Source organism: Burkholderia sp. b14 (assembly GCF_900156195.1).
Classification (GTDB): Bacteria; Pseudomonadota; Gammaproteobacteria; order Burkholderiales; family Burkholderiaceae; genus Mycetohabitans.
In genome coordinates this window covers 560373-587086 of the sequence record NZ_FTPJ01000002.1, presented here as the reverse complement: position 1 = coordinate 587086, position 26714 = coordinate 560373, and the positions used below count along the sequence as shown (strand labels likewise).

Annotated in this window: 18 protein-coding genes and 4 pseudogenes; 15 read left to right on the top strand and 7 right to left on the bottom strand. The window is 60.3% G+C overall.

Annotated elements, in window-relative coordinates:
- Nucleotides 1–210: 210 nt before the first annotated feature.
- Complete coding sequence (locus tag B0B13_RS18235; RefSeq protein WP_076794389.1) at nucleotides 211–1557, bottom strand: hypothetical protein; 1347 nt, start codon at nucleotides 1555–1557, stop codon at nucleotides 211–213.
- Nucleotides 1558–2532: 975 nt separating this feature from the next.
- On the opposite strand from B0B13_RS18235, the pseudogene B0B13_RS03775 reads away from it, so the two are divergent.
- The 5 genes and pseudogenes from B0B13_RS03775 (at nucleotide 2533) to B0B13_RS03735 (ending at nucleotide 10710) form a co-directional block, all read left to right on the top strand.
- Nucleotides 2533–3909 (top strand): annotated as a pseudogene (locus B0B13_RS03775) (NADPH-dependent FMN reductase family protein).
- Between the two features lie 370 nt (nucleotides 3910–4279).
- Nucleotides 4280–5578 (top strand): annotated as a pseudogene (locus B0B13_RS19045) (condensation domain-containing protein); the annotation flags it as partial.
- Between the two features lie 57 nt (nucleotides 5579–5635).
- Nucleotides 5636–8143: a non-ribosomal peptide synthetase gene (locus B0B13_RS17050; RefSeq protein WP_286137236.1), complete on the top strand. Its 2508-nt coding sequence runs from the start codon at nucleotides 5636–5638 to the stop codon at nucleotides 8141–8143.
- A gap of 338 nt (nucleotides 8144–8481) precedes the next feature.
- Nucleotides 8482–9978, top strand: coding sequence for a glycerol kinase GlpK (gene glpK / locus B0B13_RS03740; protein ID WP_076794388.1), 1497 nt, complete (start codon nucleotides 8482–8484; stop codon nucleotides 9976–9978).
- A gap of 21 nt (nucleotides 9979–9999) precedes the next feature.
- On the top strand, nucleotides 10000–10710 hold the full coding sequence (locus tag B0B13_RS03735) for an MIP/aquaporin family protein (protein ID WP_076794610.1): 711 nt from the start codon (nucleotides 10000–10002) through the stop codon (nucleotides 10708–10710).
- A gap of 215 nt (nucleotides 10711–10925) precedes the next feature.
- Here the strand turns inward: B0B13_RS03735 and B0B13_RS03730 are convergent, their stop codons facing one another.
- From B0B13_RS03730 to B0B13_RS03715, 4 genes are all read right to left on the bottom strand, one after another.
- Entirely contained in the window at nucleotides 10926–11126 is a 201-nt protein-coding gene (locus tag B0B13_RS03730; protein WP_076788266.1) for a hypothetical protein, read from the bottom strand.
- Nucleotides 11127–11523: 397 nt separating this feature from the next.
- Nucleotides 11524–11934 carry a DUF779 domain-containing protein gene (locus B0B13_RS03725; RefSeq protein ID WP_076794387.1) on the bottom strand — a complete coding sequence of 137 codons (411 nt, stop codon included), beginning with the start codon at nucleotides 11932–11934 and terminating at the stop codon, nucleotides 11524–11526.
- A gap of 2 nt (nucleotides 11935–11936) precedes the next feature.
- Nucleotides 11937–13457, bottom strand: coding sequence for an aldehyde dehydrogenase (gene adh / locus B0B13_RS03720; RefSeq protein WP_076794386.1), 1521 nt, complete (start codon nucleotides 13455–13457; stop codon nucleotides 11937–11939).
- A 424-nt stretch (nucleotides 13458–13881) separates the two neighbouring features.
- On the bottom strand, nucleotides 13882–15102 hold the full coding sequence (locus tag B0B13_RS03715; protein WP_076794385.1) for a metallophosphoesterase: 1221 nt from the start codon (nucleotides 15100–15102) through the stop codon (nucleotides 13882–13884).
- 250 nt (nucleotides 15103–15352) lie between these two features.
- Between B0B13_RS03715 and B0B13_RS03710 the strand changes: the two are divergent.
- The 3 genes and pseudogenes from B0B13_RS03710 to B0B13_RS03695 all read left to right on the top strand — a co-directional run.
- Nucleotides 15353–15669, top strand: a pseudogene (locus B0B13_RS03710) (GNAT family N-acetyltransferase); the annotation flags it as partial.
- A gap of 85 nt (nucleotides 15670–15754) precedes the next feature.
- Entirely contained in the window at nucleotides 15755–16816 is a 1062-nt protein-coding gene (waaC, locus tag B0B13_RS03705; RefSeq protein ID WP_076794384.1) for a lipopolysaccharide heptosyltransferase I, read from the top strand.
- Nucleotides 16817–17820: 1004 nt separating this feature from the next.
- Complete coding sequence (locus tag B0B13_RS03695; RefSeq protein ID WP_212667345.1) at nucleotides 17821–19050, top strand: F-box domain-containing protein; 1230 nt, start codon at nucleotides 17821–17823, stop codon at nucleotides 19048–19050.
- 105 nt (nucleotides 19051–19155) lie between these two features.
- On the opposite strand, the gene B0B13_RS18230 is transcribed toward B0B13_RS03695, so the two are convergent.
- Both B0B13_RS18230 and B0B13_RS03685 read right to left on the bottom strand, forming a co-directional pair.
- Nucleotides 19156–19320 carry a hypothetical protein gene (locus tag B0B13_RS18230; RefSeq protein ID WP_170872350.1) on the bottom strand — a complete coding sequence of 55 codons (165 nt, stop codon included), beginning with the start codon at nucleotides 19318–19320 and terminating at the stop codon, nucleotides 19156–19158.
- Nucleotides 19321–19515: 195 nt separating this feature from the next.
- A pseudogene (locus B0B13_RS03685) lies at nucleotides 19516–19821 on the bottom strand (integrase core domain-containing protein); the annotation flags it as partial.
- Nucleotides 19822–20246: 425 nt separating this feature from the next.
- On the opposite strand from B0B13_RS03685, the gene vapB reads away from it, so the two are divergent.
- From vapB to B0B13_RS03650, 7 genes are all read left to right on the top strand, one after another.
- Complete coding sequence (gene vapB / locus B0B13_RS03680) at nucleotides 20247–20483, top strand: type II toxin-antitoxin system VapB family antitoxin (protein ID WP_076788259.1); 237 nt, start codon at nucleotides 20247–20249, stop codon at nucleotides 20481–20483.
- Nucleotides 20483–20884 (top strand): type II toxin-antitoxin system VapC family toxin, encoded by a 402-nt coding sequence (locus B0B13_RS03675; RefSeq protein WP_076794381.1) that lies wholly within the window; start codon nucleotides 20483–20485, stop codon nucleotides 20882–20884. The genes vapB and B0B13_RS03675 overlap by 1 nt, the downstream gene beginning before the upstream one ends.
- A 228-nt stretch (nucleotides 20885–21112) precedes the next feature.
- Nucleotides 21113–21892 (top strand): hypothetical protein, encoded by a 780-nt coding sequence (locus B0B13_RS19945; RefSeq protein WP_502686586.1) that lies wholly within the window; start codon nucleotides 21113–21115, stop codon nucleotides 21890–21892.
- 170 nt (nucleotides 21893–22062) lie between these two features.
- Nucleotides 22063–23289: a bacteriohopanetetrol glucosamine biosynthesis glycosyltransferase HpnI gene (gene hpnI, locus B0B13_RS03665; RefSeq protein WP_076788244.1), complete on the top strand. Its 1227-nt coding sequence runs from the start codon at nucleotides 22063–22065 to the stop codon at nucleotides 23287–23289.
- Between the two features lie 82 nt (nucleotides 23290–23371).
- Nucleotides 23372–24793 (top strand): hopanoid biosynthesis associated radical SAM protein HpnJ, encoded by a 1422-nt coding sequence (gene hpnJ / locus B0B13_RS03660; protein ID WP_076794380.1) that lies wholly within the window; start codon nucleotides 23372–23374, stop codon nucleotides 24791–24793.
- The gene (hpnK, locus tag B0B13_RS03655; protein WP_076794379.1) at nucleotides 24790–25647 is read left to right on the top strand and encodes a hopanoid biosynthesis-associated protein HpnK; all 858 of its coding nucleotides are present in this window, start codon (nucleotides 24790–24792) and stop codon (nucleotides 25645–25647) included. Before hpnJ ends, hpnK begins: the two co-directional genes overlap by 4 nt.
- On the top strand, nucleotides 25644–26705 hold the full coding sequence (locus B0B13_RS03650) for a lysylphosphatidylglycerol synthase domain-containing protein (protein ID WP_076794378.1): 1062 nt from the start codon (nucleotides 25644–25646) through the stop codon (nucleotides 26703–26705). Before hpnK ends, B0B13_RS03650 begins: the two co-directional genes overlap by 4 nt.
- Nucleotides 26706–26714 lie beyond the last annotated feature (9 nt).

Genomic DNA, 26714 nt, shown 5'->3' with positions numbered 1-26714 from the left:
TGCGCTCACTTCGCCCGAGGGGGGCGGCTTTGGCAGTAGCGCGCCAAAATACTTACAGCGCAACACGTGCTGTCATCGCTTGCCCGCTCGGTTCTTGAATCTCCTGAGAACTCTATAGGATCAATCGTTTACAAAAAACCGGCCCGCAATCGAGTTTAAAGAATTCCCCAGATAAACGAAGTATGCTGGTTCAGCCGCAGGTTAATGTAGCTAACTTTTGAGCCAAAGCAGACTGTCCTGGAATCGTGCCCGGGCCGGCTCGGAGAACTGGTTGTCTTCCATAAAGCGGGTAATCTCAACCACCGCCATATCCCATTGATGATCGTCTAAGTTACGTATCGCACCCCGCGCTCGAAGTCTGCTAAGCACATCGCATAAGGTAGCTTCGCTCGCGCCATTCAGTAGGCTCAACCCCCGCTGCCAGACCCACTTTGCCAGTGCATCGTCCAGTCTGTGGGTATACATGAATAGGCCGAGTGCGGCCTGCGCACGCTGCGCTGGCAGTACGCGCAGCAATGCCGGCTCCAGTAACTGAAGTTCGTGTGCATGATGCTCGCTCGGTAACCTCGTCAACCCCTCTGGAAGATAGCTTAGCGCAACGCCCAACTGTTCGTCAGGCAGCGACAGCGCCACATCACGCAGCTGCGTGTACTGGGCGAGCCGGTTCACTTCTGGCAAAACCCATATGGCGCTGGCTAACATGCCAACCGATTCGCTTTGATGAGAGGGCGGCAGCTGCAACGCTTGTTCGCGTAACACTGCATACAGTCCAGGGAGGCGGTCGTTGCTTCCAGCAAAGTGAATCATTCGCCGACACAATACCGGGATCAGCTCCGCTTGCTCGGACATCCTTAAGGACGCAAGCCGAGCTACGAGCGCCTGATAACGCTCGATAAACTCAGCTGAGCCAAACAACAAGAATCTCAAACTGTCAGCGAGTTCCGTCCAAACATTATCTTCTTCGGGCGCACGCCGCTGCGCCATCGCGTAAGCGAAGTCGAATAATTCATCGCGATGGCTCCAATGAAAATCGCGCAATGAGTGCAACAACAGCGCTTTTTGTATTTGCACGCCATCCTTCGGAATGCGCTGCGCCGCCGCATACACGCGCTTGAAGGCTTCGCCGCGCTCGCGATATGGCAACGCTTCCAACCGCTGGCGCAGCGCCTCAAGCGGCTCGACGTGCTGCGCCGGATCGGCGAGCGTGCCATCCATCTCACTGAGCAGCTGGTTGACTGACGCGAGGCTCACGGCTTGGTTGGCTCGTTGCCAGTAGCGGTAGACTGAATGCCGACTTTGCATCGCATGGTACGTGCGACGATCGACTGCTGAAAAATTTCCCACGTCTTGAACGGGCACGTAGTCACCGATCCGTTCAATTAATTCGCGCGGCAGGTCATGGTATGTTGTGGCCCGACTGGCCGGTGGGTTCACCAGCCCACCGCCTGCTGGTCTCAGTGTCGGCGGGGGCGCCGACGCAGCAGGCTGCGGGCACGACTCCAACGCGCATATGTAGGCTTGGTAGTCGTTCAAAGCGGCACGCAGATCAAAGTCCATCTGTAAGCTCGGCAGTCGATAAAAAAACGGCGCAATACGACATGAGGCCGCACAGCAGGCTAGCCGAAAACGGGAAGCTGAGCACAGCGATGGACTGTGAATGCCATGTTCTTGGCGGATAGTGCCATACTGATATGCGGAAGTTGTTACCTCATTTGTTGGCCACTCACACTTTTGAAGAAATTTGTGCGAAGCTAGCAATGGTAACCAGCACGCAGCCGAAACAACGTGCGGATCAAATAAATGATGGTGCAGGCTCAGTCACATTCGACCATTCCCGGCCTCACCATACACCCGTAGCTTGGAGTGCATGAAGCTTGTCCATTTCGCACTGTTCGTCGGTAAAGTTAGAGAAAATTGATTGCAAATTTTACGTAAAGTCCGCATGGCAGTGGGTATCCGTGGAAACACATGTGCACGTAGCAGATCCTTCACAATAGACCGATTTTAGATATTGTTACGAATGGAAATCAAAAAAGATAAAGAAAATCGTTTCTATCTAAATCCCAGATGAAAGCCTTTACAAGGTTATGCCTCTCTGCGATGCCGCGGACCGTGAATAGAGAAGGCGGCTTGCCAGGACGTGAGAAGTCGATTCTTGACGCCGTTCTCGTACGCCCACCTGGAATGCAATCTGTTCTTCAGTGTATTGGCTCTTCTTCACGGCATGACCTTTTGCTTGCCAAGGTTGCATCATGCCGGGTTTTTTATTTCTGAATGGACCAGTTTTTTGATTAGCCTCAACAACAACTCCTGGGCCGAAACGATCTTACATGCTATGCACATTAAGTGATTGCTCGGCCGATGTCCTCTGTCGTTGCTCGCTTGCATCGCCCGCTTGTCATACCGCGGCTTATCCGCACGCTTATGTTACTCGCCAAAAACCTCGCGCTTGCGACGTATCGTTGCGCGCCTGTGCCTACTTTTCGCTAGCCTGCTGCGCAACCTCGCTACGCGTGGCGTCTTCTTTACTTCTTGCTGAGCTTGCCGATGGACTTCGATTTGAATGCCGCTTTAAACGACTATCAGGCCTATATCTGCGCGTTAGAGGCTCGCCCGGCACCCGCTGCGTCGGCGCCACCGCCACTGTAGCCGCCCAGCGCCGCGTGGTCAAACCCATCGGCCAAGCGGCCCACCACCTACCAGGACCTGCCGACCGAAGTCATCGCGCGCATTGGTGACTACGTGCCCGTCCAAGACGTGATGCCGTTTGCCACCGTCGATCGGCGCACCTATTATGCGATGCAGACTAGGCGCCTCGTTCATAGCTACTGGCAACGAGCAAAACAAGCGGTGACCTTTGAGTCGATCAACCGCCTGCTCGATGAGATGGACGGCACGCTTGCCGATCCAGCGCAGCACGTTGAACCCATGGACGCCCTATGCCAGCGGCTGCGAGCATTACACAGCGCAGATCGCGGCGATGTGTTTAAGCGTTTATTCGCAGCCGCGCAGCGTATCCCGCAAGACGGCGTGCAGATACAAAAAGCGCTGTTGCTCATGCACCGGGATTTCACCTATGAGCGCGAATGGATGGAACTATTTGACTTTGCCTACGCGCTGGCCGAACAGCGTGAGCCCGGGCAGGACAATGTATGGCCGGAACTGGCGCTTGGACTGTCGAATTTTTCCCTCGACACACCTGAGACCCCTGAGTATGCTCAGTGGTATTACAAGATTCTGGCACGGCTGCCGTCGTTGAGCGTAGCCGAGCAAGCGCAGATCATTCCCACATTGACCCATTCACTTTCTAAGTTCAGCCCGGAAGACTCGCGCATTCTTGAGCTTTATGCGCTCTTACACGACTACGCGCTACGCCTGTCCCCCTCTCATCAAGGCGCATCGGTTGGCGCGTTGGCAAATGCCGTGTGGCGCTTGCCGAGAGCGGAGCAACCCGCGCGGTATGCGCAAATGCGCGATTGGGCGCTATCGCTACCCGACGACCAGTGGGGGGTTGCACTGCGGCGTTTGCCCGCAGGGCTTGACGGATTGTCACCTAAACAACAGGCGCAGGAGCTGGCGTTGCTGGAGCGCTATTTGGGGCGCGTGCCTACGGCGCAGCGTACACAGGCGACAGTCGGGATAATCTCCTGTCTTCATTTTATGAACGACTCGCTGTCAAAACGAGTGTGGCAGCAGGGACTGAGTCTACTGAACGGTATGGACGAAGCTACTTTATGGGAAGTACTGGGCGAGCTTCGGAACGAACATTTGCTATGTAGCCTGAACAATCGCCAATGGAAAGTGGCGATGGGTGAGATCACACGCTTTATGAAAGTCAACCAGTTTCCCAAGTCAGCCCAGGCGCGAATCCAAGACAATGCGTCTTGGTTCAGAAGTTGGCCAGATTAACAGCCACAGCAGCTTAAGTACATCAATCGTTGGACAATTCCAATGCATCGAGGCGTCGGATATCGACATGCCGGAGGACGGAAATTCACTAAAGTAATCGGCAAGCGCATGGCGCTGAACGCGACACCGTTGAGCGGTGTCGCTGACTGCCTGAGATAACTTGATGTAAATCCGCGATACGCCGATCGTCTGCCTAATCTAAGTGACAGATTGGCGCTAATCTGTGTCCGAAATTTGATGCGGTTTTTCGCTATTTCATTCGTCACCGCGCGTCGAATGGGCTGCTCTATTGCTCGCCTCCTGCAATATTGTGCATCCAGCTTTCAGCTGTTAGCCAAACCCGCGGCAACCGCGGGCCTGGAGGTTATCGATGCACGCCCCACCCAGCCAGTGTACCTATCCGTTGACCAGCGCGCAGTCGGAAATCTGGCTCGCTCAATTGATTCATCCGGACAGCCCAATATACAACGTCGCTCAATACACTGCGATCCGCGGTCCGCTTGACGTCGCATTGTTCGAGGCGGCTTTGCGGCAGGTCGTCGCGGAAACGCAGAGCCTGCGTGTGTAGTTCGTCGAGGTTGATGGCCAGATCAGGCAATACGTTGCGTCGCCGCACTGGGAGTTGCAACTCGTCGATATGAGCGAGGAGGCCGATCCCTGGGTCGCCGCGCAGGCGTGGATGCGTGCTGACTATGAGCGTGCCATCGACTTGACGGGCACAGGACTGTTTCGCAATGCGCTGTTGCGCGTGGCCCCCAATGAAGTCCTGTGGTATGAACGCCATCATCATGTGCTAATGGACGGCTATTCAGTTGCCCTGCTCAGCCAGCGTGTCGCGCACGTCTATACTGCCATGTGTGCCGGCGTTGACCCGGATCCGCCGTTCGCCCCCCTATCGGATCTGTTGGAGCGTGATTTCCAGTATCGGGGTTCGTCGCAATGGGCGCTGGATGAAGCGTATTGGCTCGAGTATTGTGCACACTGGCCCGTGCCGATCTCATTCGCTGCCCAGCCGGCGCCCGCGTTGCAGCATCGGCTCAGATATGAGCGGCAGCTGTCCGGCCCCGCAGTACGGCGCTATGCCACGGACAGCAGGCGGTTTGCGCAGTTTCTGACAGCGGTCTTCGCAGCCTACCTGCATCGGTTGACTGGCGCGGAAGAAGTGGTGCTGGGCCTGCCGGTGGCGGCCCGCTTCGGCGAAGATAAGCGCATTCCAGGCTCATTGACGAACATTATTCCGCTACGTTTCAGCGTACGGCCGGACATGGACCTGTCGACGCTGATGGAACAGGCGGCGCAGCACATTCAACATGGCTTGCGTCATCAGCGCTATCCGAAGGAAGCGCTGTGCCGCAAACTTCAGTTGCCGTCCGGGCATCCATTGCTCGGTCCGCTGGTCAATGTCATGTCGTTTCACGACTTAACCATGGGACCGTGTCGCGCCAGCTATCACAACCTGGTGAGCGGACCGGCGCAAGATGTCACGGTGGCGGTGTACGCGTTGTCGGACAATCAGCCGCTGCAGTTGCAGTTCGACGTGAACCCTACTACCTATAAGAACGACGCGTTCGACGCGCACTTGGACCGCTTGATCCGCTTTATCGAGCGGGCTGCCGCTGAACCTGCGCAGTCCATCGGCCGCCTAGCGCTACTCGATGCCGAGGAGCGGCACCGTTTGCTGGTCCAATGGAATGCGACGGCGCGCGCGTATCCGGCCAGCCAGTGCGTGCACCGCTTGTTCGAGACCCACGTCATGCAGCAGCCGGATCAAGTCGCGCTAGTGTATGGGGCGCAGACGATTCGGTATGCCGAACTGAATACCCGGGCCAACCGCCTCGCGCACCAGCTTATTGCGCTCGGCGTGCGGCCCGACATGCGCGTTGCCATCTGCATGGAGCGCTCGGCGGCGATGGTCGTGGGGCTGCTGGCCATTTTGAAAGCGGGCGGCGCCTATCTGTCGCTGGATCCGGCCTATTCGAATGCGCGTCTCGCGCACATCCTCAATGATGCGGCCCCCGTGGTGCTGCTAGCTGATGCCGCGGGCCGGGCAGCACTGGGCGAGGACGCGCTCGCGCCGCTTGTCGTGATCGACCCCGAGGACGTCCAGCACGGGGTAGAAACCAATCCGGCCGTACCTGGCTTGAACGCACGTCACCTCGCCTATGTTATCTACACGTCGGGCTCGACCGGCACGCCTAAGGGTGTGATGGTCGAGCATCGCAATCTGGTCAATCTCTGTACCTGGCATAACGAGGCTTTCGATGTGCGGCCTGGCACGCGCAGCTCGGTCACTGCCGGTGTGGCGTTCGATGCGTGTGCATGGGAGATTTGGCCGGGCTTGCTCGGCGGCGGTACGTTATTTATCCCGCCCGGCACGGTGCGCAATGATATCTGCGCGCTGCTGCATTGGTGGCAGCAGCAGCCGTTAGATGTGGCGTTCCTCGTCACGCCGTTGGCCGCCATGGCGTTGACCGAGAATCTACTGCCGTCCGGGTTGCGCTATATGTTAACTGGTGGGGATCGCTTCCCGGCGTTGACGCGGTCCTTGCCCGATGGCCTTACGCTGGTCAACCAGTACGGTCCGACCGAGACGACCGTGGTCGCCACGTCTGGGCCGCTGAGCGCCGACGATGACCCGCCGCCGATCGGTCGCCCGATTGCCAACACCCGGCTCTATGTGTTGGATGAGCAACGCAATCCTGTTCCACAAGGTGTGGTCGGCGAGCTGTATATCGGCGGTGCCGGGGTGGCGCGTGGCTACCTGAACCGGCCAGATCTCACGGAGCAGCGCTTCCTGCCCGATCCGTTTAGCGCCGAGACCGGCGCGCGGATGTACCGGACTGGCGATCTGGTCCGCTACCTGCCCGACGGCAATCTGGTGTTCGTTGCCCGTAACGACGATCAGGTCAAGATCCGCGGGTTCCGCATCGAGCCCGCGGAGATCGAGGCGTGCCTGACCCAGCATCCCCTGGTGCGGGAGGCTGTCGTGGTCGCGGTGGGCGACGGAGCAGACAAGCGGCTCGTCGCGTATGTCGTGGCCGATCCTAGCGAATCGTTGCCGGTCACGCTGCGCGCGCATGTGGCAGGCGCGTTGCCGGACTATATGGTGCCAAGCGCGTTTTTGAGGCTCGACGCGTTTGCCCTTACGCCGAACGGCAAGATCGACCGGCGGGCGTTGCCGGCGCCCGACAGCGACGCTTTTGTGCTGCAGAATTATGAGGCGCCCCAGGGCGATTTCGAAGCTGCGCTCGCCGCCCTATGGGCTGAATTGCTCGGCGTGCGGTGTATCGGGCGTCACGATGATTTCTTCGCACTCGGCGGGCATTCGTTGCTGGCTCTGCAAATGACGCAACGTTGTCGTGCCACGTTGGGCGTGACCATCCCGGTGCATGAGCTATTTAGCCGGCCGAGCATCGCGGCGCTGAGCAAGGCCGTGCTTGCGCCCTCGGCCGCGCCGCATGAGTCCTTCCCAGTGCTGGTGCCGATTCGGGTGCCGGCTAAGCGTGCCCCGCTTTTTTGCATCCATCCTGTCAGCGGGCTCAGTTGGCACTACCGGAACCTGGCTTCACACCTGCCGCCCGAGCAGCCGGTCTATGGCATCCAGGCCCGGGGCTTCGACGATCCTTCGTTGTTGGCCACGAGCATCGACGCGATGGCGCTCGACTACATCCAGCAAATGCGGCGCATCCAGCCAGACGGGCCATACTACTTGCTGGGATGGTCACTGGGCGGCAATATCGCGCACAGCATGGCGACGCAGCTCGAGCAGCAGGGGGAGCGCATCGCGCTGTTGGCCGTGCTGGACAGCCTGCCTGACCATCGCTGGCGGGGCGACAGTTTCCAGCCAGAACTGGATGCAAGTTATATCAGGTCGCTGGCGCGGTACGAGGGAGACCCTGGAACGGCCGACGGGGCTGGCTATGCGCTGGAAAGAACGCGGGAGGTCATGCGTAACAATTATTCCCTCGTGAAGACCTTTACGCCGCGGATTTATTGCGCAGATATGCTCTTTTTCCGGGCCACGATACCGGGCGGCGGATCCTCGGCGCTCATCGCGCTGGACGCCTGGCGCCCCTATGTGCTGGGGAAGATCGAGACCCATGACATCGCGTGCACGCACGACGATATGGACCGGCCGGGCCCGTCGGCGGAAATCGGTCGCGTGCTGCGGGAAAAGCTTGATCAACTGCACGGCGTGCCGTTGCACGAGCGCAGCCGGATGATAGCAGCCTGAACGTTGGCACCGCATCCCGATATCGGACGCGGTGCCATGGGATGTGCGCCAGTGAGGCGTGTCACGCCGCGTGCGCGGTATGCACGTGCGTTTCCAGATAGAATTGACACTTTAATCTAAATTAGGCGTTGTCAACCAAGGGTTTTCCCTAATATGTTCGAAAACGGACTTTACATTTGCGAATTAGAACATTAAATTTCGCGCAGCGATGTAGTGGGCGTAATGACGGGATTGAATGTTCAAAAAAGAACATGATGGCCGGACTGCCTCGCCTCGCGCGGCACTGCACTGTATAGACGGTGCAGCGTTCAACAACGGCCAAACCGACGGAGACAGTCATGGAAGGCAAGTACGTCCTGGCGCTGGACCAGGGCACCACCAGCTCGCGCGCGATCGTGTTCGACCGCGGGGGCAATATCGTATCGACTGCTCAAAAGGAATTCCGCCAGATCTATCCTCAACCCGGCTGGGTTGAGCACAATCCGCAGGAAATTTGGTCGACCCAGGCAGGTGTCGCCGCCGAAGCCGTCGTGCGCGCGGGGCTGAACGGTGGGTCGATCCACGCATTGGGCATCACAAATCAACGCGAGACGACAATTGTATGGGACCGCGATACCGGGCTGCCGATTTATAACGCCATCGTCTGGCAGGACCGGCGCACCGCCGATTTTTGTGCCGAGCTTAAGGCACGCGGCCTTGAGAGCGCGGTTCGCGCGAAGACCGGCTTGCCGATCGATGCTTATTTCTCCGCGACGAAGATCCGCTGGATCCTGGACAACGTCGCTGGTGCGCGCGAGCGTGCTAAGCAGGGCAAACTCGCGTTTGGCACGGTTGATAGCTGGCTGATTTGGAATTTCACGCGTCACAATACGCACGCGACGGACGTGACCAATGCGTCCCGCACGATGCTGTTCAATATCCATACGCTGGACTGGGACGACGAACTGCTAGCCGAACTGGACATCCCGCGCAGCATGATGCCGCAGGTCAAGCCGTCCTCGGGGCTGTACGACGCTACAAAGACCACTGTGTTTGCGTCGCGGATCCCGATCGCTGGCGTGGCGGGCGATCAGCATGCCGCGCTGTTCGGGCAAATGTGCACCACGCCCGGCATGGTCAAGAATACGTACGGCACGGGCTGCTTCCTGGTGATGAACACCGGCGACAAGCCGATTGAGTCGCGCAATAACCTCGTGACGACGATTGCCTGGCAAATCGACGGTAAGACCACCTACGCGCTGGAGGGCAGTATCTTCATCGGCGGCGCCGTGGTGCAATGGCTGCGCGACGGGCTGGGGATCATTAAGCAGGCAGCCGATATTGAGGCGCTGGCCGCCTCCGTGCCGCACAGCGATGGCGTGTTCCTGGTGCCAGCCTTTGCGGGCCTGGGCGCGCCGCATTGGAATCCGCACGCACGCGGCACATTGTTCGGTGCCACGCGGGGTACCACGGCCGCGCACATTGCCCGTGCCGCGCTGGACAGCATTGCTCATCAATCGTTTGACGTGCTCAAGGCAATGGAGGCCGATGCAGGCCAGCCGATCACCGAGCTGCGCGTCGATGGGGGCGCGGTCGAGAACAATCTGCTGATTCAATTCCAGGCGGACCTTCTCGGCGTGGACGTGGTGCGCCCGCGCGTGACGGAAACCACCGCGCTCGGCGCCGCCTACCTGGCGGGGTTGGCGACCGGATACTGGGACGGCCTTGATGAGGTCCGCGACCAGTGGCAGCTGGACCGGCGCTTCACGCCTGCGCTGGATTCGGAGGAGATGGCGCGGCACAGGGCCGGCTGGCAGCGCGCGGTATCCGCCGCGATGCTGTGGGCAGCGGCCTGATTGACGACAACGGAGATGATCATGACCAATGCGTTGATCGCGGAATTCATCGGGACCGCCCTGTTGGTATTGCTCGGCGACGGCGTCGTCGCCAATGTGATTCTGGGGCGCACGAAGGGTCACAATAGCGGGCTGATCGTGATCACGATAGGCTGGGCAATGGCTGTATTCGTGGGTGTCCTCTGCTCGGCTGCCTATAGCGGCGCGCACTTGAACCCGGCCGTGTCTGTGGCGCTCGCCGTCGCTGGCAAGTTCGCGTGGGCCAAGGTGCCGGCCTATGCAGCTGCGCAGATGCTCGGCGGCATGTTCGGCGCGTTCGTAGTCTGGCTCGTCTATCGTAAGCACTTCGAGTCGACGGATGGCCCGGACACAAAGCTCGCGGTGTTCTGCACGGGCCCGGCGATTCGCAATACGCTGGGCAACCTCACGTCAGAGATCGTCGCCACCTTCGTGCTCGTGTACGCGGTGCTGCACATGGCCGCGCCGTCTGTGGGCCTGGGCGCGATCAATGCGCTGCCGGTCGCATTGGTGGTGCTGGGCATCGGTGTGTCGCTTGGCGGCACAACCGGCTATGCGATGAACCCGGCGCGGGACCTGAGTCCGCGGATTATGCATGCACTGCTGCCCATACCGGGCAAACGCGATAGCGACTGGGGCTACGCGTGGGTGCCGGTCGCTGGCTCGTTGATCGGCGGGGTACTGGCGGCGGTGGTTTCTGTGCAACAGGGATAGAGGGGAGCCGCCTTTCGCGCGGCTGAGCACGCTGGAGTGCCAGCGCGCTATCAATATAAAGATAAAGGGAACCCTGCGCCGGTGCCCGCCGGCGCCGCCGTGCTTGATGACCCGACGCACACGTGTTGCGCGGTAGGCCAGGCCGCCCGCCCCGAGACATCTGTGCGTGCCGGTCTCCATGTTCCGTGCCCGCGCTCGGGCTGTCGCGCGCCGTGTCACCCGGTTTGGCGTGTCCCCCGTTGGGGCGTCGCCGCGCATTTTCCGTGCCGCTCATGATCCGCTTCAGTGCGCACCGCTTCCGCGAAGCGTTGTAGGGCGGTGACCGAGCCGTGCACGCTTTGATATTGCTCACGCCCAATCTTACCGTCTAGCGTCACGAAAAAGCCGGATTGCTTTGCCAGTTCGAGGATGTCCATCCTGCTACAAGCCTCCATCTAAATACTGCCGTTTTCGGTCGCTGTCACGCATGCGACCCGCGTGTGTCCACGCCACCCCATACTTCCATGCTACACGCTTACTGGCGCAGCGATGGAACGATCGGTGCGTTGCCTTGCCAGCAACGATCTAGATGTGCCGCGTGCCCGAGTGCGTCGAATGGCCTGCGGCAAAAATGGTTGTTGCGGGAATCGTGCCTGCTCGCCTAATAAATGCGACCGCGGTGACGGCAGGCGTGCTGCGGCGCGCGTGACCCGGGTCGGGTACCCGGCCGGGCGCAGCAGGGGACGGATCATCCGTCAGTCGTTTTGAGGGCGGCCCTGCGGGGCCGTTTTTCCATCTCGGGATGACGGCACGTCGGACCGCGGTTTGCCACCGCTACCAGGTACATGGCGCGCGCTGGACCGGATGCCGTTCCAACCACGCGTTCTCCTCGTCAGTATAGAGCCTGGAGCGCGTCAGAAAGCGCAGGCCGGTCGGTCTTTCGACGGAGAACATGCCGCCGTTGCCCGGCACTACGTCGATCGTGAGCTGCGTATGCTGCCAATACTCGAACTGTGCGGCGCTCATGTAGAACGGCGCGCCGCCGATCTCGCCGAGCCGCACGTCCGAGTCGCCGATCAGGAACTCGCCGGCAGGAAAGCACATGGGCGCGCTGCCGTCGCAGCAGCCCCCGGACTGATGGAAGATCAGCGCGCCGTGCTCCTGGCGCAGCGACTCAATCACTGCGAGTGCCGCCGGCGTCGCGACGACGCGCGGCACTGGCTCGCAGCGAGAATCGGATGTCATCGTCAGAACAAGCCCAGCGGCTTGTCGCTATAGCTGACGAGCAGGTTTTTTGTCTGCTGATAGTGATCAAGCATCATCTTATGCGTTTCGCGGCCGATGCCTGATTGCTTGTACCCGCCGAACGCCGCGTGTGCGGGGTACGCATGATAGCAATTGGTCCAGACGCGTCCGGCCTGGATCTGGCGGCCGAAGCGGTACGCGCGTGTGCCATCGCGAGTCCAAACGCCGGCGCCCAGTCCGTACAAAGTATCGTTGGCGATGTCCAGTGCCTCGTCTTCGGTCTTGAACGTCGTGACGGAGACGACCGGCCCGAAGATCTCCTCCTGGAAGATGCGCATCTTATTGTGGCCGCGGAACACGGTCGGCTTCACGTAGTAGCCGTTGGCAAGTTCGCCGGTTTGGGCATTGCGCTCGCCGCCAATCAGACATTGCGCGCCTTCCTGCTTGCCCAGGTCGATGTAGGATAGGATTTTCTCGAGTTGCTCGCGCGAGGCCTGCGCACCGACCATCGTTTTCGGATCCAGCGGATGCCCCTGCGTGATCGCAGCGACGCGCTTGAGCGCGCGTTCAATAAACCGGTCATAAATCTTCTCGTCGATTAGCACGCGCGACGGGCAAGTGCAGACCTCGCCCTGGTTGAGCGCAAACATGGTGAAGCCTTCGAGCGCCTTGTCGAAGTAGCTGTCGTCGCGATCCATCACGTCGGCAAAGAAGATGTTCGGACTTTTGCCGCCCAGTTCCAGCGTCACCGGGATGATGTTCTGGCTCGCATACTGCATGATCAGCCGGCCGGTGGTGGTCTCGCCGGTGAATGCGATCTTGGCGATTCGCTTATTCGACGCCAGGGGCTTGCCTGCTTCGAGACCGAAACCGTTGACAATGTTCAGCACGCCCGGCGGCAGCAGGTCTTGGATTAGCTCCATCACGACCAGGATGGACGCGGGTGTTTGCTCCGCCGGCTTGAGCACGACACAATTGCCGGCGGCCAGTGCCGGCGCGACCTTCCACACGGCCATCAGGATCGGGAAATTCCATGGAATGATCTGGCCGACCACGCCCAGGGGCTCATGAAAATGATACGCGACGGTATCGTGGTCAATTTCGCACACCGAGCCTTCCTGTGCGCGCAGACAGCCGGCGAAGTAGCGAAAGTGATCGATCGCCAGCGGGATGTCGGCAGCCATCGTCTCACGCAGCGGTTTGCCGTTGTCGATCGTCTCAGCGACGGCTATGCGCGTCAGGTTGGCTTCCAGGCGATCAGCGATGCGGTTCAGGATGTTCGCTCGCTCGGTTGGCGAAGTGTTGCCCCATGCGGTCTTGGCACGATGCGCGGCGTCCAGCGCGAGTTCGATATCGGCCTCGCGTGAGCGGGGCACCGCGGTGAACGGCTCGCCGGTCACCGGCGAAATGTTGTCGAAGTACTCGCCGCCGACTGGCGCCACCCATTCACCGCCGATGAAGTTGGCGTATTGCTTCTTGTACGGGAATTCCGTGGTTAGGAACTGCATTTCAGCGTGATTCATCTCGGGTGCGCTCCTCACATATCCATAGACTGGCTTTGGCTCGGTGCCGTGCTTCGACGCGCGCGGCACCGAGCCAAAGCCAGAAGCGTGCCAACGGTGCGCGTTGGCGGGAGGAGGTAGCGGTGGGTAGCGGTGGTTGACCCGGATCGCCGATGAGAGGAATGTCTCGCCATCGCGCTGATGCGCTAATTGCTCTGTTTTGCAACAATTGTCCCGAATTGGAGCAGTGCGCCGCATCGATTGCTGTCCGCTGACTGGCCCCCCAGGCATCATCGTTGCGACAGATCGCCGTGAACTGCTCGAGGCGACTGATCCACTGCCGAGGCGACTGATTCACTGCCGCTGAGCGTGTCGCCGCTTCGCCGTGGCACACGCGGTGATGCCGGCCAGCCAGCAAGTTGACGCGCAAGTCCCCGCGGTGGTGTCAGCAGCGTAGTGCGCACTGGCGAGCGACGCTTGAGCCGGGTGGGGCGGGAACGCGTAAGCCGGCGCGTGCCGGGACCAGCCGCACCAGCGTAATCTCTGACGGTGCGCCAATGCGCTTCGGTGGCCCCCAATACCCGGTGCCGCGACTCGTGTAGACCCATAGCTGCGACAGCCGGTGCAGGCCGGCGGTGAACGGCTGTTGCAGCCGCACAAAAAAATTCCATGGGAAGAATTGGCCGCCATGGGTGTGTCCGGACAACTGCAGCGTGTAGCCGGCTGGCACGGCTGCCGATGCGGTACGCGGCTGGTGGGCCAGCAGGATCCTCACGGCGGCGTGCGGCGGCGCACCGCGCAGTGCGCCGGCCGGATCGCTGGCATGCGTGGCGTCGAAGTGACCCGCCGAATAATCCGTGACGCCGGCCACCACGACGCACGCCGTACCGTGGTCAATCACCACGTGCCGGTTCATCAGCACGGTTAGGCCCAGCCGCTCGAACTCGTCGATCCACGCATGCACACCGGAGTAGTATTCGTGATTACCGGTGACCAGGAATACGCCGTGCCGCGCCTGTAGCCGCTCCAGCGGCCGGGTGTGGGGCGCCAGTTGCTCGACGCGGCCATCAACGATATCCCCGGTGATCGCGATCAAGTCCGGCCTCAGTGCATTGACCGCCTCGACGATCGTCTCGACATAGCCGCGCTTGATTGTCGGCCCGACATGAATGTCGCTGAGCTGCGCGATTGTGAAGCCGTCTAATGCGTCCGGCAGCCCGTCGATTGGGACTTCGACAGTGACCACGCCTGCGCGCCGGCGCGCATTGACGAAGCCCGCGAACGAGGCCAGCAGCGCAAGTGCGGGCACGGCGGGTGCCGAATCGCGCTGCCATTGCTCAAGCGGCCAGTGCGCCGCGAGCGCGGCATCGAGCCCATGCACGAAGAGCAGTGCCACGTCGCGCGCGAACGTGAGCACAAGCAATGACGAGAAGAATCCCATCGCCAGCATGCCTGCCCACGCAAGCCAGTCGGAAAGCGGTTGCCGTTCGACTGCCTGCGCCAGCATTCCGAACGGGATTAATATGACGGATAGGCCCAGGCATGCGACTGCCGCGTCGCGCACGGCGGGGCCGCCTGGCAGTGCCGGCACCAAGCGCACGCCGACGTAAAGATGCATCAAAATACCGATCGTGATGATCCGAATTAGAAAATTATAGCGTCGCATGACATCCTTTCGCGGTAGGCCGCCTGCGCGGTGGCTGGGCGGGGGCAGGGCCATTTTAGCGGTAGACTCACATACGGCGCTCGACCGCGGCTCAAGAGAATCGCAACGGAACCCTGGATTCAGCCCGTGACGTTAAGTGGACAGGCAATCGTGCCCGAGTTGTTCAGCCTCGACCATGTCGACGCATTGGAGGAGACCATCACCGACCGCCGGCTATGGGTGTTGTGGGCGTCGAGACGCTGCACTGTCGCTTGAAATCGGTGCAACGTGGTATGCGCCGTGGTATCAGCGTACCGCGGTGAATACGCAGGCGAAGCTGCTGTTGCTCGCCCATGCGCTCGAGCGGTTGATGCGATGGCGGTCGAATTCCGCACCCGTTATATGAACACCGCGGTGCGGTCGGCGATCCTACAATTGGGTGTAAAGCAGGACGGCAGCTTGTGCAATCACCTAGTCGCGGCTGACGGCAGCTATCGTGACACGGCGGTGCTCTCGATTTTGGAGTCCGAATGGCCGGTGGTGTGCAACAATTTGTGTTTTTGGCTGCAGCGCGATCCGGCATGGTGAGCCCGCGACGGGTCTGTCGCCGCTGTTTCCAGTCACGCAGTAAAATGCTTTGCAGCAACAACAAGGGCCTCGCTCGCAATAACCCATGAAACGTATTCTCGTGGTCAAAGTCACGTCGCTTGGCGACATTGTGCAGGCGCAGCCCGTTGTGTGGGACCTGCGGCGCGCTTTTCCTGACGCCCGGATCGATTGGGCGGCGGACGAGGCGTTTGCCGAGGTGGTTCAATGGAATCCGGGCGTCGACCGCGTGTTGTGCGCGCCGCTGCGACGCTTTAAGAAAGCGTGCAACCTGGACGACCTGCGCGCCATCATCGCGTCGATTCGCACATTGCGCAGCGAGCGCTATGATCTGGTGCTCGATATTCACGGCGTCTACAAAAGCGCAATCATTGCCTTCATCGCTCGGTCGCGACGACGTTATGGCTACTGCCGCGAGAACCTCGGCGAGGCAGGTGCGGCATTCGCGTATACCGACCGGTTTGATCGGCAGGGGTTGTCGAACGCGTGGTATGCCATGCGTCGCAGTGTCGGCGATGCGCTCGGCTATTCGGTCGAGGGACGCCCGCATTTCGGCCTGAAGCTGCCGCCAGCGTTGCCGCTGTCGGCGATCGGCGGCTCGGGGCGGCGTGCCATGCTGTTCCACGCGACATCGACCGATGTAAAGAAGTGGCCGGCTGGGCATTGGATCGATGTGGCTCGGGCCTTGACTGCGCGAGGCCTGCAGGTCCTATTGCCCTGGGGCTCGAAACGGGAGCACGACGAAGCATGCCGGATCGCCGCGGGTGTGCCACAGGCTCAGGTATTGCCCAAGCTCACGGTGACAGAGTGTGCGCAGTTCATCGACGCATCGGAACTCGTGGTCGGCGTGGACACCGGATTCGTGCATCTTGCCTATGCACTTGGCAAGCCGACCGTGATGATCTTTACCGCGACTTCGCGTTTGCATTTCGGTATCGACATACCGGGTCGCGCCACCTCAGTGGGGGACGAAGGGCGCCCGCCCGCCGCGCGCGATGTGCTGGCTGCAATTGACTCGGTGTACCCGTGTGGGGTTGCAAGCCCCGTTTCCGCTGGGCCCCGTGTCGAACCGGTCGTGGCCATGAAGTCGCGTCCGACGATAGTCCCATTCCGGCATGAGGCAGCTTGACTGCGCTGACGCCGCACGGTGGGTGCCCGTGCCGACGCGCGGCCCTCGTCGATACGCCGGGCAACAGAATTGTCACGGGTGAATTGATTTAGTATTTAGAAGCGCGGCCTCACGACGTAGTCCACGCGTTGAGTGCGCAGGCGCGTCATGCGTGGACGTAGTCCGTGGTGGCTGGGCTTGCACTGGCATAGCCTGCGATGACGTGGCAGGCGATGGTAATTGCCACAGCGGAGACGGCAGCGTGCGCCCGGGGCCGGTCATCGTCTGATCGATGACGTTTTCCACGCCGGCCGTCTCGCGTAGCCCCGATAGAAAGCGTGTACGCTCGAAGTCCGGTGCGACGCAGCCTTGAATGTAGATGAAGCGCCGTTGTAACACCTGCCACAATGCCGTGTGCGTTGGTCAAGCGGTGAATGGCGCCATGCTGGCTAAGCGCCGCTGCACGCTGAATGCGATTTCGGCGTCGTAGGCATAGCGGTTGGGCAACCGGCAGCGTTCTTCGGTCCAGCAGGTATTGCCTCTCTCATGCGAAAGTGCGTGTCTCCCAACCATTCCCGCTATCAAACGCACGATTGCGCCTCGCGTGGCTGATGCGCACCCAGTGAAAGAATATGAACTGGCGCAGCTGCTCGATAAACCGACGACTGTACGCCGTTATGGCTTGACCCGAGGCGCTAGCCGACAACGCATTATCCGCCAAAAATCCAGCGATTGCGGCGCATGATTATGTTTATTCGCCCGCTTTCATCTACCTTACGGCGCAGCATCGCTTTGCGCTGCGTATATCTGACTTCTTGCTGAGCTTGTGAATGGACTTTGATCTGAATACCAATTTAAACAACTATCCAGCCTACATCTGCACGGTTGAGGCATGCTCGCAACCCGCCGCGTTAACGCCGCCGCCATTGAAGCCGCCAAGCAGCGCTTTGGCTAACACGTTGGCCAGCCGGCCCACGACATACCAGGATCTGCCAGCCGAAATTCTCCAACAAGTGGCCGATTACATGCCGCCCGACGATATCGGTGATCTGTCAGCTGTGAACAGCCAGACCTATCATGCGCTGCAAGAAAGGCGATTGAGCTGGCTTTGTCGCCAACGCATTTCCCATGCCGGTGCGCTGGATCGCACGTCGGTACAACAGTTGTTGACCAAAATTGAGCGTATTGACACTGGCTCCCTGCGCGCTGAATTGCTTCAGACGCTGTGGCAACGAGCAAGAAGACAGTACATATTGAAACCCGAGGTATTCATAGCGATCTTCCAAGCTGCAGGCCGTGTGCCAAAGCAAGGCTTGCAGGTACAAAAAGACATGATCGGGACCATACGTGGGATTCCAATCCAGTATCAGCGCAATCTGTATAGGTTCGTGTATGCAGATGCCGAAAGACGTTCTCCTGAACAGGGCAGCACTTGGGGCGCCGTTGCATCGGTGCTGCCAATCTACGGCCGGATACCAATAGAAAACTTGTGGTTTGATGCACCACAGATTGAAAGCGAGTATCGGGCTCTTTTAAGCCGACTACCTGCGTTGGACACGTCTGGACAGGCCGAACTGATAACAGCATTAGCCGAAGTGCTAGGCGCATTCTCATTATCTTCCCCGTCCCCCAAATATTATGCTTATCGTTATGATGTTGCGAGCGCGACGATCATTGAATTGTATGAAACACTGTTTCAATGGATGCAACGCCTACCAGCGTCGCATCGGGGCGCGCCGATCGGCGCACTAGCCGATCGAGTATCGATGCTACCAGAGGCACAAAGGCCAATGTACCTCGCTCATCTGCGGCATTTGACGCTGTCACTACCGGATCATCAATTAGGCAGTGCGTTACGCTACCTGCCGGGCGCGTTAATAATGCTGCTACCGCCAGATCAACATGCGCATGAGCTTGCGCTGCTCGAACCCGCCCTTGAGCGCGTGCTGCCCGCGCAGCGCGGATTAGCAGCGCTCGGGCTGCTCGATGAAACATCGTGGTTGAACGATGCACTGTTAAAGCAGGTATGGCAGCGTGCAATGCGTTTGCTCGACGGCAGCAATGGACTCAGCATAGCGGAAGTATTCTACGATATCCACTTACGGATTGGACTGAAACTCAATAACCAGCAATGGGAGGCCGCAAGAACTGAAATTAAGGCCTTCTTCGGGCGCAACCAGTTCGATCAAGCCACTCGCAATGAGATGCTGAACTCCCTGAATTATTGTTGGTTCCGTATGTATCAAACACCGTAAACTAGGCCGTGGCCGCGATGCTTGGTAGCGGTTAAGGGCGCGTGATTTCGACCCGGCGTCGCTCGCGGCACAACATCCAAACATCGTCGCGCCGGCGTGCGGCGTCTACCACGGCGGCGCGGCGAGTACACGCGACTGACAATCACCGCTCGGATCGACTTGGTCGCGGTACACGATGCCGGCGATGGTGCGATGCAAGAACAGTGAACTGGCCACGTCACTGACTGCTGCCCGCGCCGTATGGGCCGCGTGGGACACGCCGGCCGACATGATCGCCAAATATCAAAACGCGCACCGTGATGAATAAGCCCGCAAGCCTGAGTTGGCGTTCGTGGCCATGCTGTCGAGTGTGCCACGGTTATCCTCGCATTCCCAGCGCTCCGGTTGCTGATCGCTTTCCTATGGAAGCCCCGATCACCTTTCCGTGGATAGATGGTGGTTTCATATGGTGAGGCCACCTCCCAATCAGGGTCGTTTTAAAGTGAAAATTTCCGGCTCTTCCGGATGGGTCGAATCGGCCTGGAACCTGCACTGGCGGGCGAATTCGGCGAGCGTTATCCACTTCAGCGCCCAGTGGGGACACGCCTCATTATAGTACTCGCGCCAGGCCTCGATTTTGTGCTTGGCGTCCTCCTCGAGTGATAAGAACCCATGCGCGTTGAGGCATTCCTCACTCAAGCGCCCGTTGAACGACTCGTTCTTTGCGTTATCAGTTGGCTTGCCGGGACGTGAGAAATCGATCTCTACGCCTCTCTCATACGCCCACTTGTCGGGCACCAGCAGTTCGGGAACGCCGCCTTAGAACTCCATCGCGAACCGTTCGCCGTAGCGGGTCTGTGGTAGCGCTACGAGACGTCCGACGGGTGCGTGATCGGCGTCACGATGCTGACCGTCACCGCCGACGGCCACGCCGTCATGGGCCGGATGCGTCGGCCAGGTGACGAGAAGCGCGGTCGTGATCCTGCGGCGCCGACTTTTCCGAGGAAAGCCGACAATTCCGGGCTCGCGGGACAGCTTTTGCGCTCGTGGAGGCAAACATCCTCGTAACAGTAGCCAAGGCGCGCTCGTTACGAGGCATGACTACGCACGATCCGCTCAAGGCATGGAGTGCAGTTGCCGCCCATGTACATACACGTATTTACATAGAGCGGTGGATAGTCTATAGTACATCCAAAGTACACACATCAGGAACCACTATGCATACCACCCGCGTTTTCAAGAATGGCAACTCGCAAGCCGTTCGCATTCCCGCCGACCTTGCTTACGACCGGAGCGATATCGAAATCGAAATTGAGCGCGTAGGCGATGAGATCCGTATCCGTCCGATGCGTCGTCCGCTGACTGGCGTGCTCAAGAAGTTTGCGAAATTCGGGCCGGATTTCATGGCTGAAGGCCGCGGCGAGCAGGAGCAGGCTGAGCGCGAGGGATTGTAATGCCGCGCTTTATGTTCGACACGAACATGTGCATCTACCTGATGAAGAATCAGCCTGAAGAAGTCGCGAAGCGATTTGCGCAGTGCTACGTTGGGGATGTGGTTATGTCCGCAGTCACCTACGCTGAACTTGAATACGGCGTCGTAGTGTCTGCGAACCGAACTCGCGAGCGCCGCAATCTCGCCGCCCTAATCGAAGATATTCCTGTGGCCCCGTTCGACGCTGCCGCAGCAACGGCCTACGGGCCTGTGCGCAAAGCGACGAGCGAGCGCAAGAAGGATGCTCTTGACAAGCTGATCGCCGCACACGCGATTGCCCTGGACGTTATTCTCGTTACCAACAACGAGCGCGACTTTGCCGACTATCCCGGTATCAGGCTCGAAAACTGGCTCAACAAGTAAAAAACTCCAATATGTTTATTAATCTCGAAATTTGGAAAGAAGAGCCTCGCCACGACAAAGGGAGTGAACAAGGTACGCGTAAATTCCTATCATAAGTTTTGAAGTTATGAAATTCGCTTAACTTATGTTCGAATTGCCATAAGCGTCTCGCCGCCTAAATGCCAGAGCACTGTTGCATGCCAGTGCTGCCTCATCAAGGGCCTGGCTCAAGGCAGGTGTTGACGTCCATTGACTGATTTGTACGGTAAAGCGGGTCGCGGCATCGACAACTTTCGCAGTGCCCTACCTGTTGTTGCGGCCCAGTTTGGAGGCCATGAAGACTTCAAACAGCGAGCTACCGCGCTGCTTGATTTGATTGACATTGAGACGGCCCTGCGCATCAAGATCGGATACTTGCCGCTGTCGGGGGACCAGGCTCTGCGCGCCCGACGTGAATGGTTCCAATATATGATAGGATACCTAAGGAACAAGCGCCTCGATCGCCATGTTCATCTTACGGCGCCGGCGTTTGCGAGGTTTTACGCAAGCGCTCGTTTGGCTGCGAGGCACATCCAGACGCGCTACAAAGGCGGCATAAGCTTCTGTGAAAGCCGTCATGATGGTTTGGTCAAGCCGCGCCTCTTGCGCCGCTGCCCGTGCCGCTTCCAACACAAAATCCGTGCGATTTTTCCCTCGAACCCTCGCAGCCTGGTCAATCAAGCTTCGCTCCTCGGATTTGATGCGCAGATTCAATGTCTCGCGCTTGGTAAATTAAGCGTCGACCCGTCGCAGGTGCCAACACCCGGCGCCTGCGCAGGCCCACAGGATGACGAAGGGCTCACCAGGATGACGAAGGGCCTTTGTGTGATTGGGTGCAAGGTTGTGATTTTCGTCAAGACGCGGTTGCTGCCATCACATCGAGTCGTTATCATCCTGGACTCGCTTTTGAGCCCGGCGCGCCAACGGACTTGCGTGGGGTGCAACGGGGGGCTGCGGCAGAGGCTGGAAAACGCGGCATCCGGTCGGTAGTATGGGTGAACGGGCACGTCATCAGAATACTGCGTACACTTGATGTAGCAGAAAATAGCCTTTCATGTTGCTTTGGTTGATTACTTTAACGTTGTCCCGGTCCGGCTTGGGCTGGCAAGAATGAATGAAAACGACGCATGTCGCCAAGGTGGCATGCGTCATACTGTGTGATGGCAGTCATCGCAAATCTCGCGTCCTGGTTAATCGTGACCGTCGCCGCCATGGCGGTGTTGTACGCCGTGATCGCCGCAGCGGCGTCGCTGCGCGGGCGTCGACCCTCGCATCAGGCACGGTTGAATGCGCTAGGCGCGCCGCTTGCGTCGGTCAGCGTGCTCAAGCCGCTATGTGGGCTAGAGCCGCGGCTGTTCGAGAATCTCGCGACGTTCTGCGAGCAGGATCATCCGTGCTTCGAATTGCTTTGTGGCGTTCACTCCTCGAACGATCCGGCAATCGCGGTCGTCGAACGGCTGCAAGCGGCTTATCCGGCATGCGACATCCGACTGTGTGTCGATCCGCACGTGCATGGCAGCAATCTGAAGGTCAGCAATTTGATCAACCTGGCTGCACACGCCCGCTACGATACGATTGTCCTTGCCGACAGCGATATCGCGGTGGAGCCGCATTATCTGGCCTCGGTGTGCGCGCCGCTGGCCGATCCGGCTGTGGGCGTGGTCACGTGCCTGTACCGGGCACACGGCGTCGGTCCGTGGTGGACGCGGCTCGGCGCGATGTTTGTCAACGACTGGTTCGCGCCATCGGTGCGGGTCGCGCATGCTGGCGGATCGACCCGCTTCGGTTTCGGCTCGACGCTGGCGCTGCGGCGGCAGACCCTTGATACAATTGGCGGTTTCCAGCGGTTGAAGAACTGCCTTGCGGACGATTATTGGTTGGCCGAGCACGCACGCGAAATTGGGCTCGCGACGGTGTTGTCCGACATCACCGTGTCCACCGACGTCGCGGAGTCGCATTTCAGTGCGCTGTGGCGGCGTGAAACGCGTTGGTTGCGCACGATCCGCTCGATCAATCCGCTCGGTTTCGGTTTCCTGTTCGTCACGTTCACATCGCCGTGGTTGACCGTGGCTGCCGCACTCGCGCTGGCCCGGCCCGCGTCCCAGACGCTGTTGAGCGGCGTTGCCGCGGTGCTGGCCGGCATCGGTTTGCTCGCGCGGCTAGTGCTGCACTGGCGTGGCATCTACATCACCGGCGAGGTGGTTCGGGACCACGGCGCGCGCACCGTGCGCGCCTTCCTGCGCGATGTGCCGCTGGTGCCGTTGCGCGACATGTTGTTGTTGGGCCAATGGTTGAGCGCTGCGGTCGGCTCGCACGTATACTGGCGCGGCTCGCGCGTGCCGCTGGTCGGCACGCCATTACCGTCGCGCAAACGTGAGTCGCTGTAGTGGCGCGCGGTCCGACGGATCAAGGTCATGGTTTTGGGGAACGGGTGCGGCGTTCATCGCACATTGCGGAGCATTTGACTAAATGAAGACGCTTTTCTTGCAGGCTCCGTCGTTTGACGGTTTTGACGGCGGCGCCGGATCACGCTATCAGGCCAAGCGCGAAATACGCTCGTTCTGGTACCCGACGTGGCTCGCGCAGCCCGCTGCGATGGTGCCGGGCAGCCGCGTGCTCGATGCGCCGGCTGACGGCCTATCGGTCGGGGCGACGCTTGATATCGCGCAAGGCTATGACCTGGTCGTTATCCACACGAGCACGCCGTCGTTCCCAACCGACGCGTTGTTTGCGCAGAAGCTCAAGGAGCGCAAGCCGTCGGTGATGATTGGCATGGTTGGCGCGAAAGTGGCGGTCGATCCGCATGGCTCGCTCAGCGCGAGTGCGGCGATCGACTGGGTCGGCCGCGAGGAGTTCGACTATACGTGCAAGGAAGTCGCCGAAGGCCGGCCGTTGAAGGACGTCACCGGCCTGTCGTACCGGCTGGCCGATGGCTCGATCGAGCACAATCCACCGCGACCGATGATCGAGAACATGGACGAGTTGCCGTTCGTGGCGCCTATCTACAAGCGCGACCTGAAGATCGACAACTATTTCATCGGCTACCTGAAGCATCCGTACGTGTCGATCTATACCGGCCGTGGCTGCCGCTCGCGCTGCACGTTCTGCCTGTGGCCACAAACGGTCGGTGGGCATCGCTATCGGGTACGCTTGGTCGAGAATGTGCTGGAGGAAGTGAAGTGGATTCGCGACAACATGCCTGAAGTCAAGGAGATCATGTTCGACGACGACACGTTCACCGACTTCAAGCCGCGCGTGGAGGCAATCGCGCGCGGGCTCGGCAAGCTCGGTGTCACGTGGTCGTGCAATGCCAAGGCGAACGTGCCGTATTCGACGCTGAAGATTATGAAGGAGAACGGTCTGCGGCTGTTGCTGGTCGGCTACGAGTCTGGCGACGATCAGATCTTGCTGAACATCAAGAAGGGATTGCGCACCGATATCGCACGCCGTTTCAGTGAGGACTGCCGCAAGCTGGGCATCAAGATTCACGGCACGTTCATCCTCGGTCTGCCCGGGGAAACGCGCGAGACGATTCAAAAAACCATTGCGTATGCGAAGGAGATCAACCCGCATACGATCCAGGTGTCGCTGGCTGCGCCGTACCCCGGAACGACACTGTACAAGCAGGCCGTCGAGAACGGTTGGCTGGAGGAAAACAAGGTTATCAACCTGGTCAGCCACGAGGGCGTGCAGTTGGCGGCGATCGGTTACCCGCATCTGTCGCGCGAGGACATCTATCACGGCCTCGAGGAGTTCTATAAGCGGTTCTATTTCCGGCCGTCAAAAATATGGGAGATCGTGCGGGAGATGCTAACGAGCTGGGAAATGATGAAGCGCCGGCTGCGCGAGGGGGTCGAGTTCTTCCGTTTCCTACGAGCACGCGAGGCGTGACACAGTCGCCGGCCCGCGCATTGATCGTTACCGCCGACGACTTCGGGCTGCATCCGCGCGTGAACGAGGCGGTCGAGCGCGCGCATCGCGATGGCATCTTGAATGCGGCAAGCCTAATGGTGGCCGCGCCAGCCGCGCGCGATGCGCTCGAGCGTGCGCGTCGGATGCCGTCGCTGCGTGTCGGCTTGCATCTGGTGCTGGCCGACGGCAATGCGATGCTGCCGCGTGAGCGCATCGCGTCCCTGGTCGACGCCCACGGCCGGTTTGGCAATACGATGGCGCGCGATGGGGCCCGGTTCTTTTTCCTGCCGCATGTGCGCCGGCAACTGGCCCGCGAGATCCGCGCGCAGTTCGACGCGTTCGCGGCGACTGGCTTGACGCTGGACCACGTCAATACGCACAAGCATTTCCACCTGCACCCGACCGTCTTGTCGCTGATTGTCAAAATCGGCCGCGATTACGGCATGCACGCGATGCGGCTGCCGCGAGAGGCTGACGCGCCGCTGCTGCTGCGGCCGTGGATCGCGCTGGTCCAGTCGCGGCTGCGGCGTGCCGGGATCGCGTACAACGACTACGTAGTGGGCATTGCCCGCAGTGGTCAGATGGACGAGGCCGCGCTGCTCGCGGCTATCGCGCATCTGCCGCCCGGGGTCGGCGAGATCTATCTGCATCCGGCCGTGCCGGGCGAGGAGGCCATCACGCCGTCGATGCGCGATTACCGCCATGCGGATGAACTCGACGCGCTGCTGTCGCCGCGTGTTGCCGCGGCGCTGGCAGCGGCGAACGTGCGGTGCGGCGGTTTCCGCGATGTGCTGCCAGCCCGGGCCGGCACGAATCGCGAGGCACTCGCATGAAGTTGCTGCGCGCACTGAGTTGGCCTCTGGGCATCGCGATCTTCGTCGCGTTGCTGTGGCATGAGGGCGTGCATGACGTGAGCCAGCCGCTGTCGCAGGCGGGCTTTGCGTTGTTATGGCTGGTGCCGTTTCACATCGTGCCGCTTGCATTCGATGCGCAAGCATGGCGAATCCTGCTAGAGCGGCGTGCGTCGCTGTTGTTCCTGACCTGGGCAGCGACCGTGCGCGAAGCCGTGTCTCGGATGCTGCCGTCCGCGGGCATCGGCGGTGAACTGGTCGGTATCCGGCTGGCCGCGTGGCGCGTCAACGATGCGAGCCTGGTGGCCGCGTCGGTGGTTGTCGAGGTGCTGACCACGATCGCGGTCCAGTACGTGTTCTCGGTGCTGGGCATCGTGCTGATCTTTTTGCAGGCTTCGCACCACGGTTCGCTGACCCCGATTGTCGTCGGCCTCGTATTGTCGTTGCCGATACCGATCGTGTGCGTGGTGTTGTTGCGACGCGGCGGCTTGTTCGATAAGCTCGACCGTTTCGCGAAACGATTGTTTGGGGCTGGTCACCGGTTGCTGGCCGGCGTCGATGGCGCCGCATTGGATTGCCGCATCGACGCGGTGCTTACGCGTGCGGCGACGTTGGCGTCAGCGTTCGCATGGCAATTGGCCGGCTACGTGATCGGCGCACTGGAAACGTATTGGGCATTGGCGCTGCTGGGTCATCCCGTATCGATCGGCGCGGCGCTGGCTATCGAGGCGCTGACCCAGGCGGTACGCCACGCCGCGTTCATCGTGCCGGCCGGTCTTGGGGTGCAAGAGGCGGCGGTGCTCGTGCTGGCGCAGATGCTGGGGATCGATGCGGCGACCGCGATGTCGCTGGCGGTGACCAAGCGCATGCGCGAGGTCGTGTTCAGCGGCCTGGCGCTCGCATCATGGCAGCTCGTGGAGTCCTGGCGTGCACATCGGACCATCGGTGAGCCATTGCGCCGTCGTTGGCGGGTGCAGCGACGGCTGCGACGGCGGGCGCGCCGTGCTGCCGCAGTTTCTGTGCCGTTGGTGCGTCGCTGACGCCACGCC

Excerpts from the sequence above, each read along its gene's own strand:
- B0B13_RS03715 (WP_076794385.1), bottom strand. The coding sequence starts at position 15,102 with ATGCGACGCTATAATTTTCTAATTCGGATCATCACGATCGGTATTTTG.
- adh (WP_076794386.1), bottom strand. The coding sequence starts at position 13,457 with ATGAATCACGCTGAAATGCAGTTCCTAACCACGGAATTCCCGTACAAG.
- B0B13_RS03695 (WP_212667345.1), top strand. The coding sequence starts at position 17,821 with ATGCCGCCCGACGATATCGGTGATCTGTCAGCTGTGAACAGCCAGACC.
- B0B13_RS03725 (WP_076794387.1), bottom strand. The coding sequence starts at position 11,934 with ATGACATCCGATTCTCGCTGCGAGCCAGTGCCGCGCGTCGTCGCGACG.
- B0B13_RS18230 (WP_170872350.1), bottom strand. The coding sequence starts at position 19,320 with ATGTCGGCCGGCGTGTCCCACGCGGCCCATACGGCGCGGGCAGCAGTC.
- B0B13_RS03675 (WP_076794381.1), top strand. The coding sequence starts at position 20,483 with ATGCCGCGCTTTATGTTCGACACGAACATGTGCATCTACCTGATGAAG.
- B0B13_RS03735 (WP_076794610.1), top strand. The coding sequence starts at position 10,000 with ATGACCAATGCGTTGATCGCGGAATTCATCGGGACCGCCCTGTTGGTA.
- glpK (WP_076794388.1), top strand. The coding sequence starts at position 8,482 with ATGGAAGGCAAGTACGTCCTGGCGCTGGACCAGGGCACCACCAGCTCG.
- B0B13_RS18235 (WP_076794389.1), bottom strand. The coding sequence starts at position 1,557 with ATGGACTTTGATCTGCGTGCCGCTTTGAACGACTACCAAGCCTACATA.
- vapB (WP_076788259.1), top strand. The coding sequence starts at position 20,247 with ATGCATACCACCCGCGTTTTCAAGAATGGCAACTCGCAAGCCGTTCGC.
- hpnJ (WP_076794380.1), top strand. The coding sequence starts at position 23,372 with ATGAAGACGCTTTTCTTGCAGGCTCCGTCGTTTGACGGTTTTGACGGC.
- hpnI (WP_076788244.1), top strand. The coding sequence starts at position 22,063 with ATGGCAGTCATCGCAAATCTCGCGTCCTGGTTAATCGTGACCGTCGCC.
- waaC (WP_076794384.1), top strand. The coding sequence starts at position 15,755 with ATGAAACGTATTCTCGTGGTCAAAGTCACGTCGCTTGGCGACATTGTG.
- B0B13_RS03730 (WP_076788266.1), bottom strand. The coding sequence starts at position 11,126 with ATGGACATCCTCGAACTGGCAAAGCAATCCGGCTTTTTCGTGACGCTA.
- B0B13_RS03650 (WP_076794378.1), top strand. The coding sequence starts at position 25,644 with ATGAAGTTGCTGCGCGCACTGAGTTGGCCTCTGGGCATCGCGATCTTC.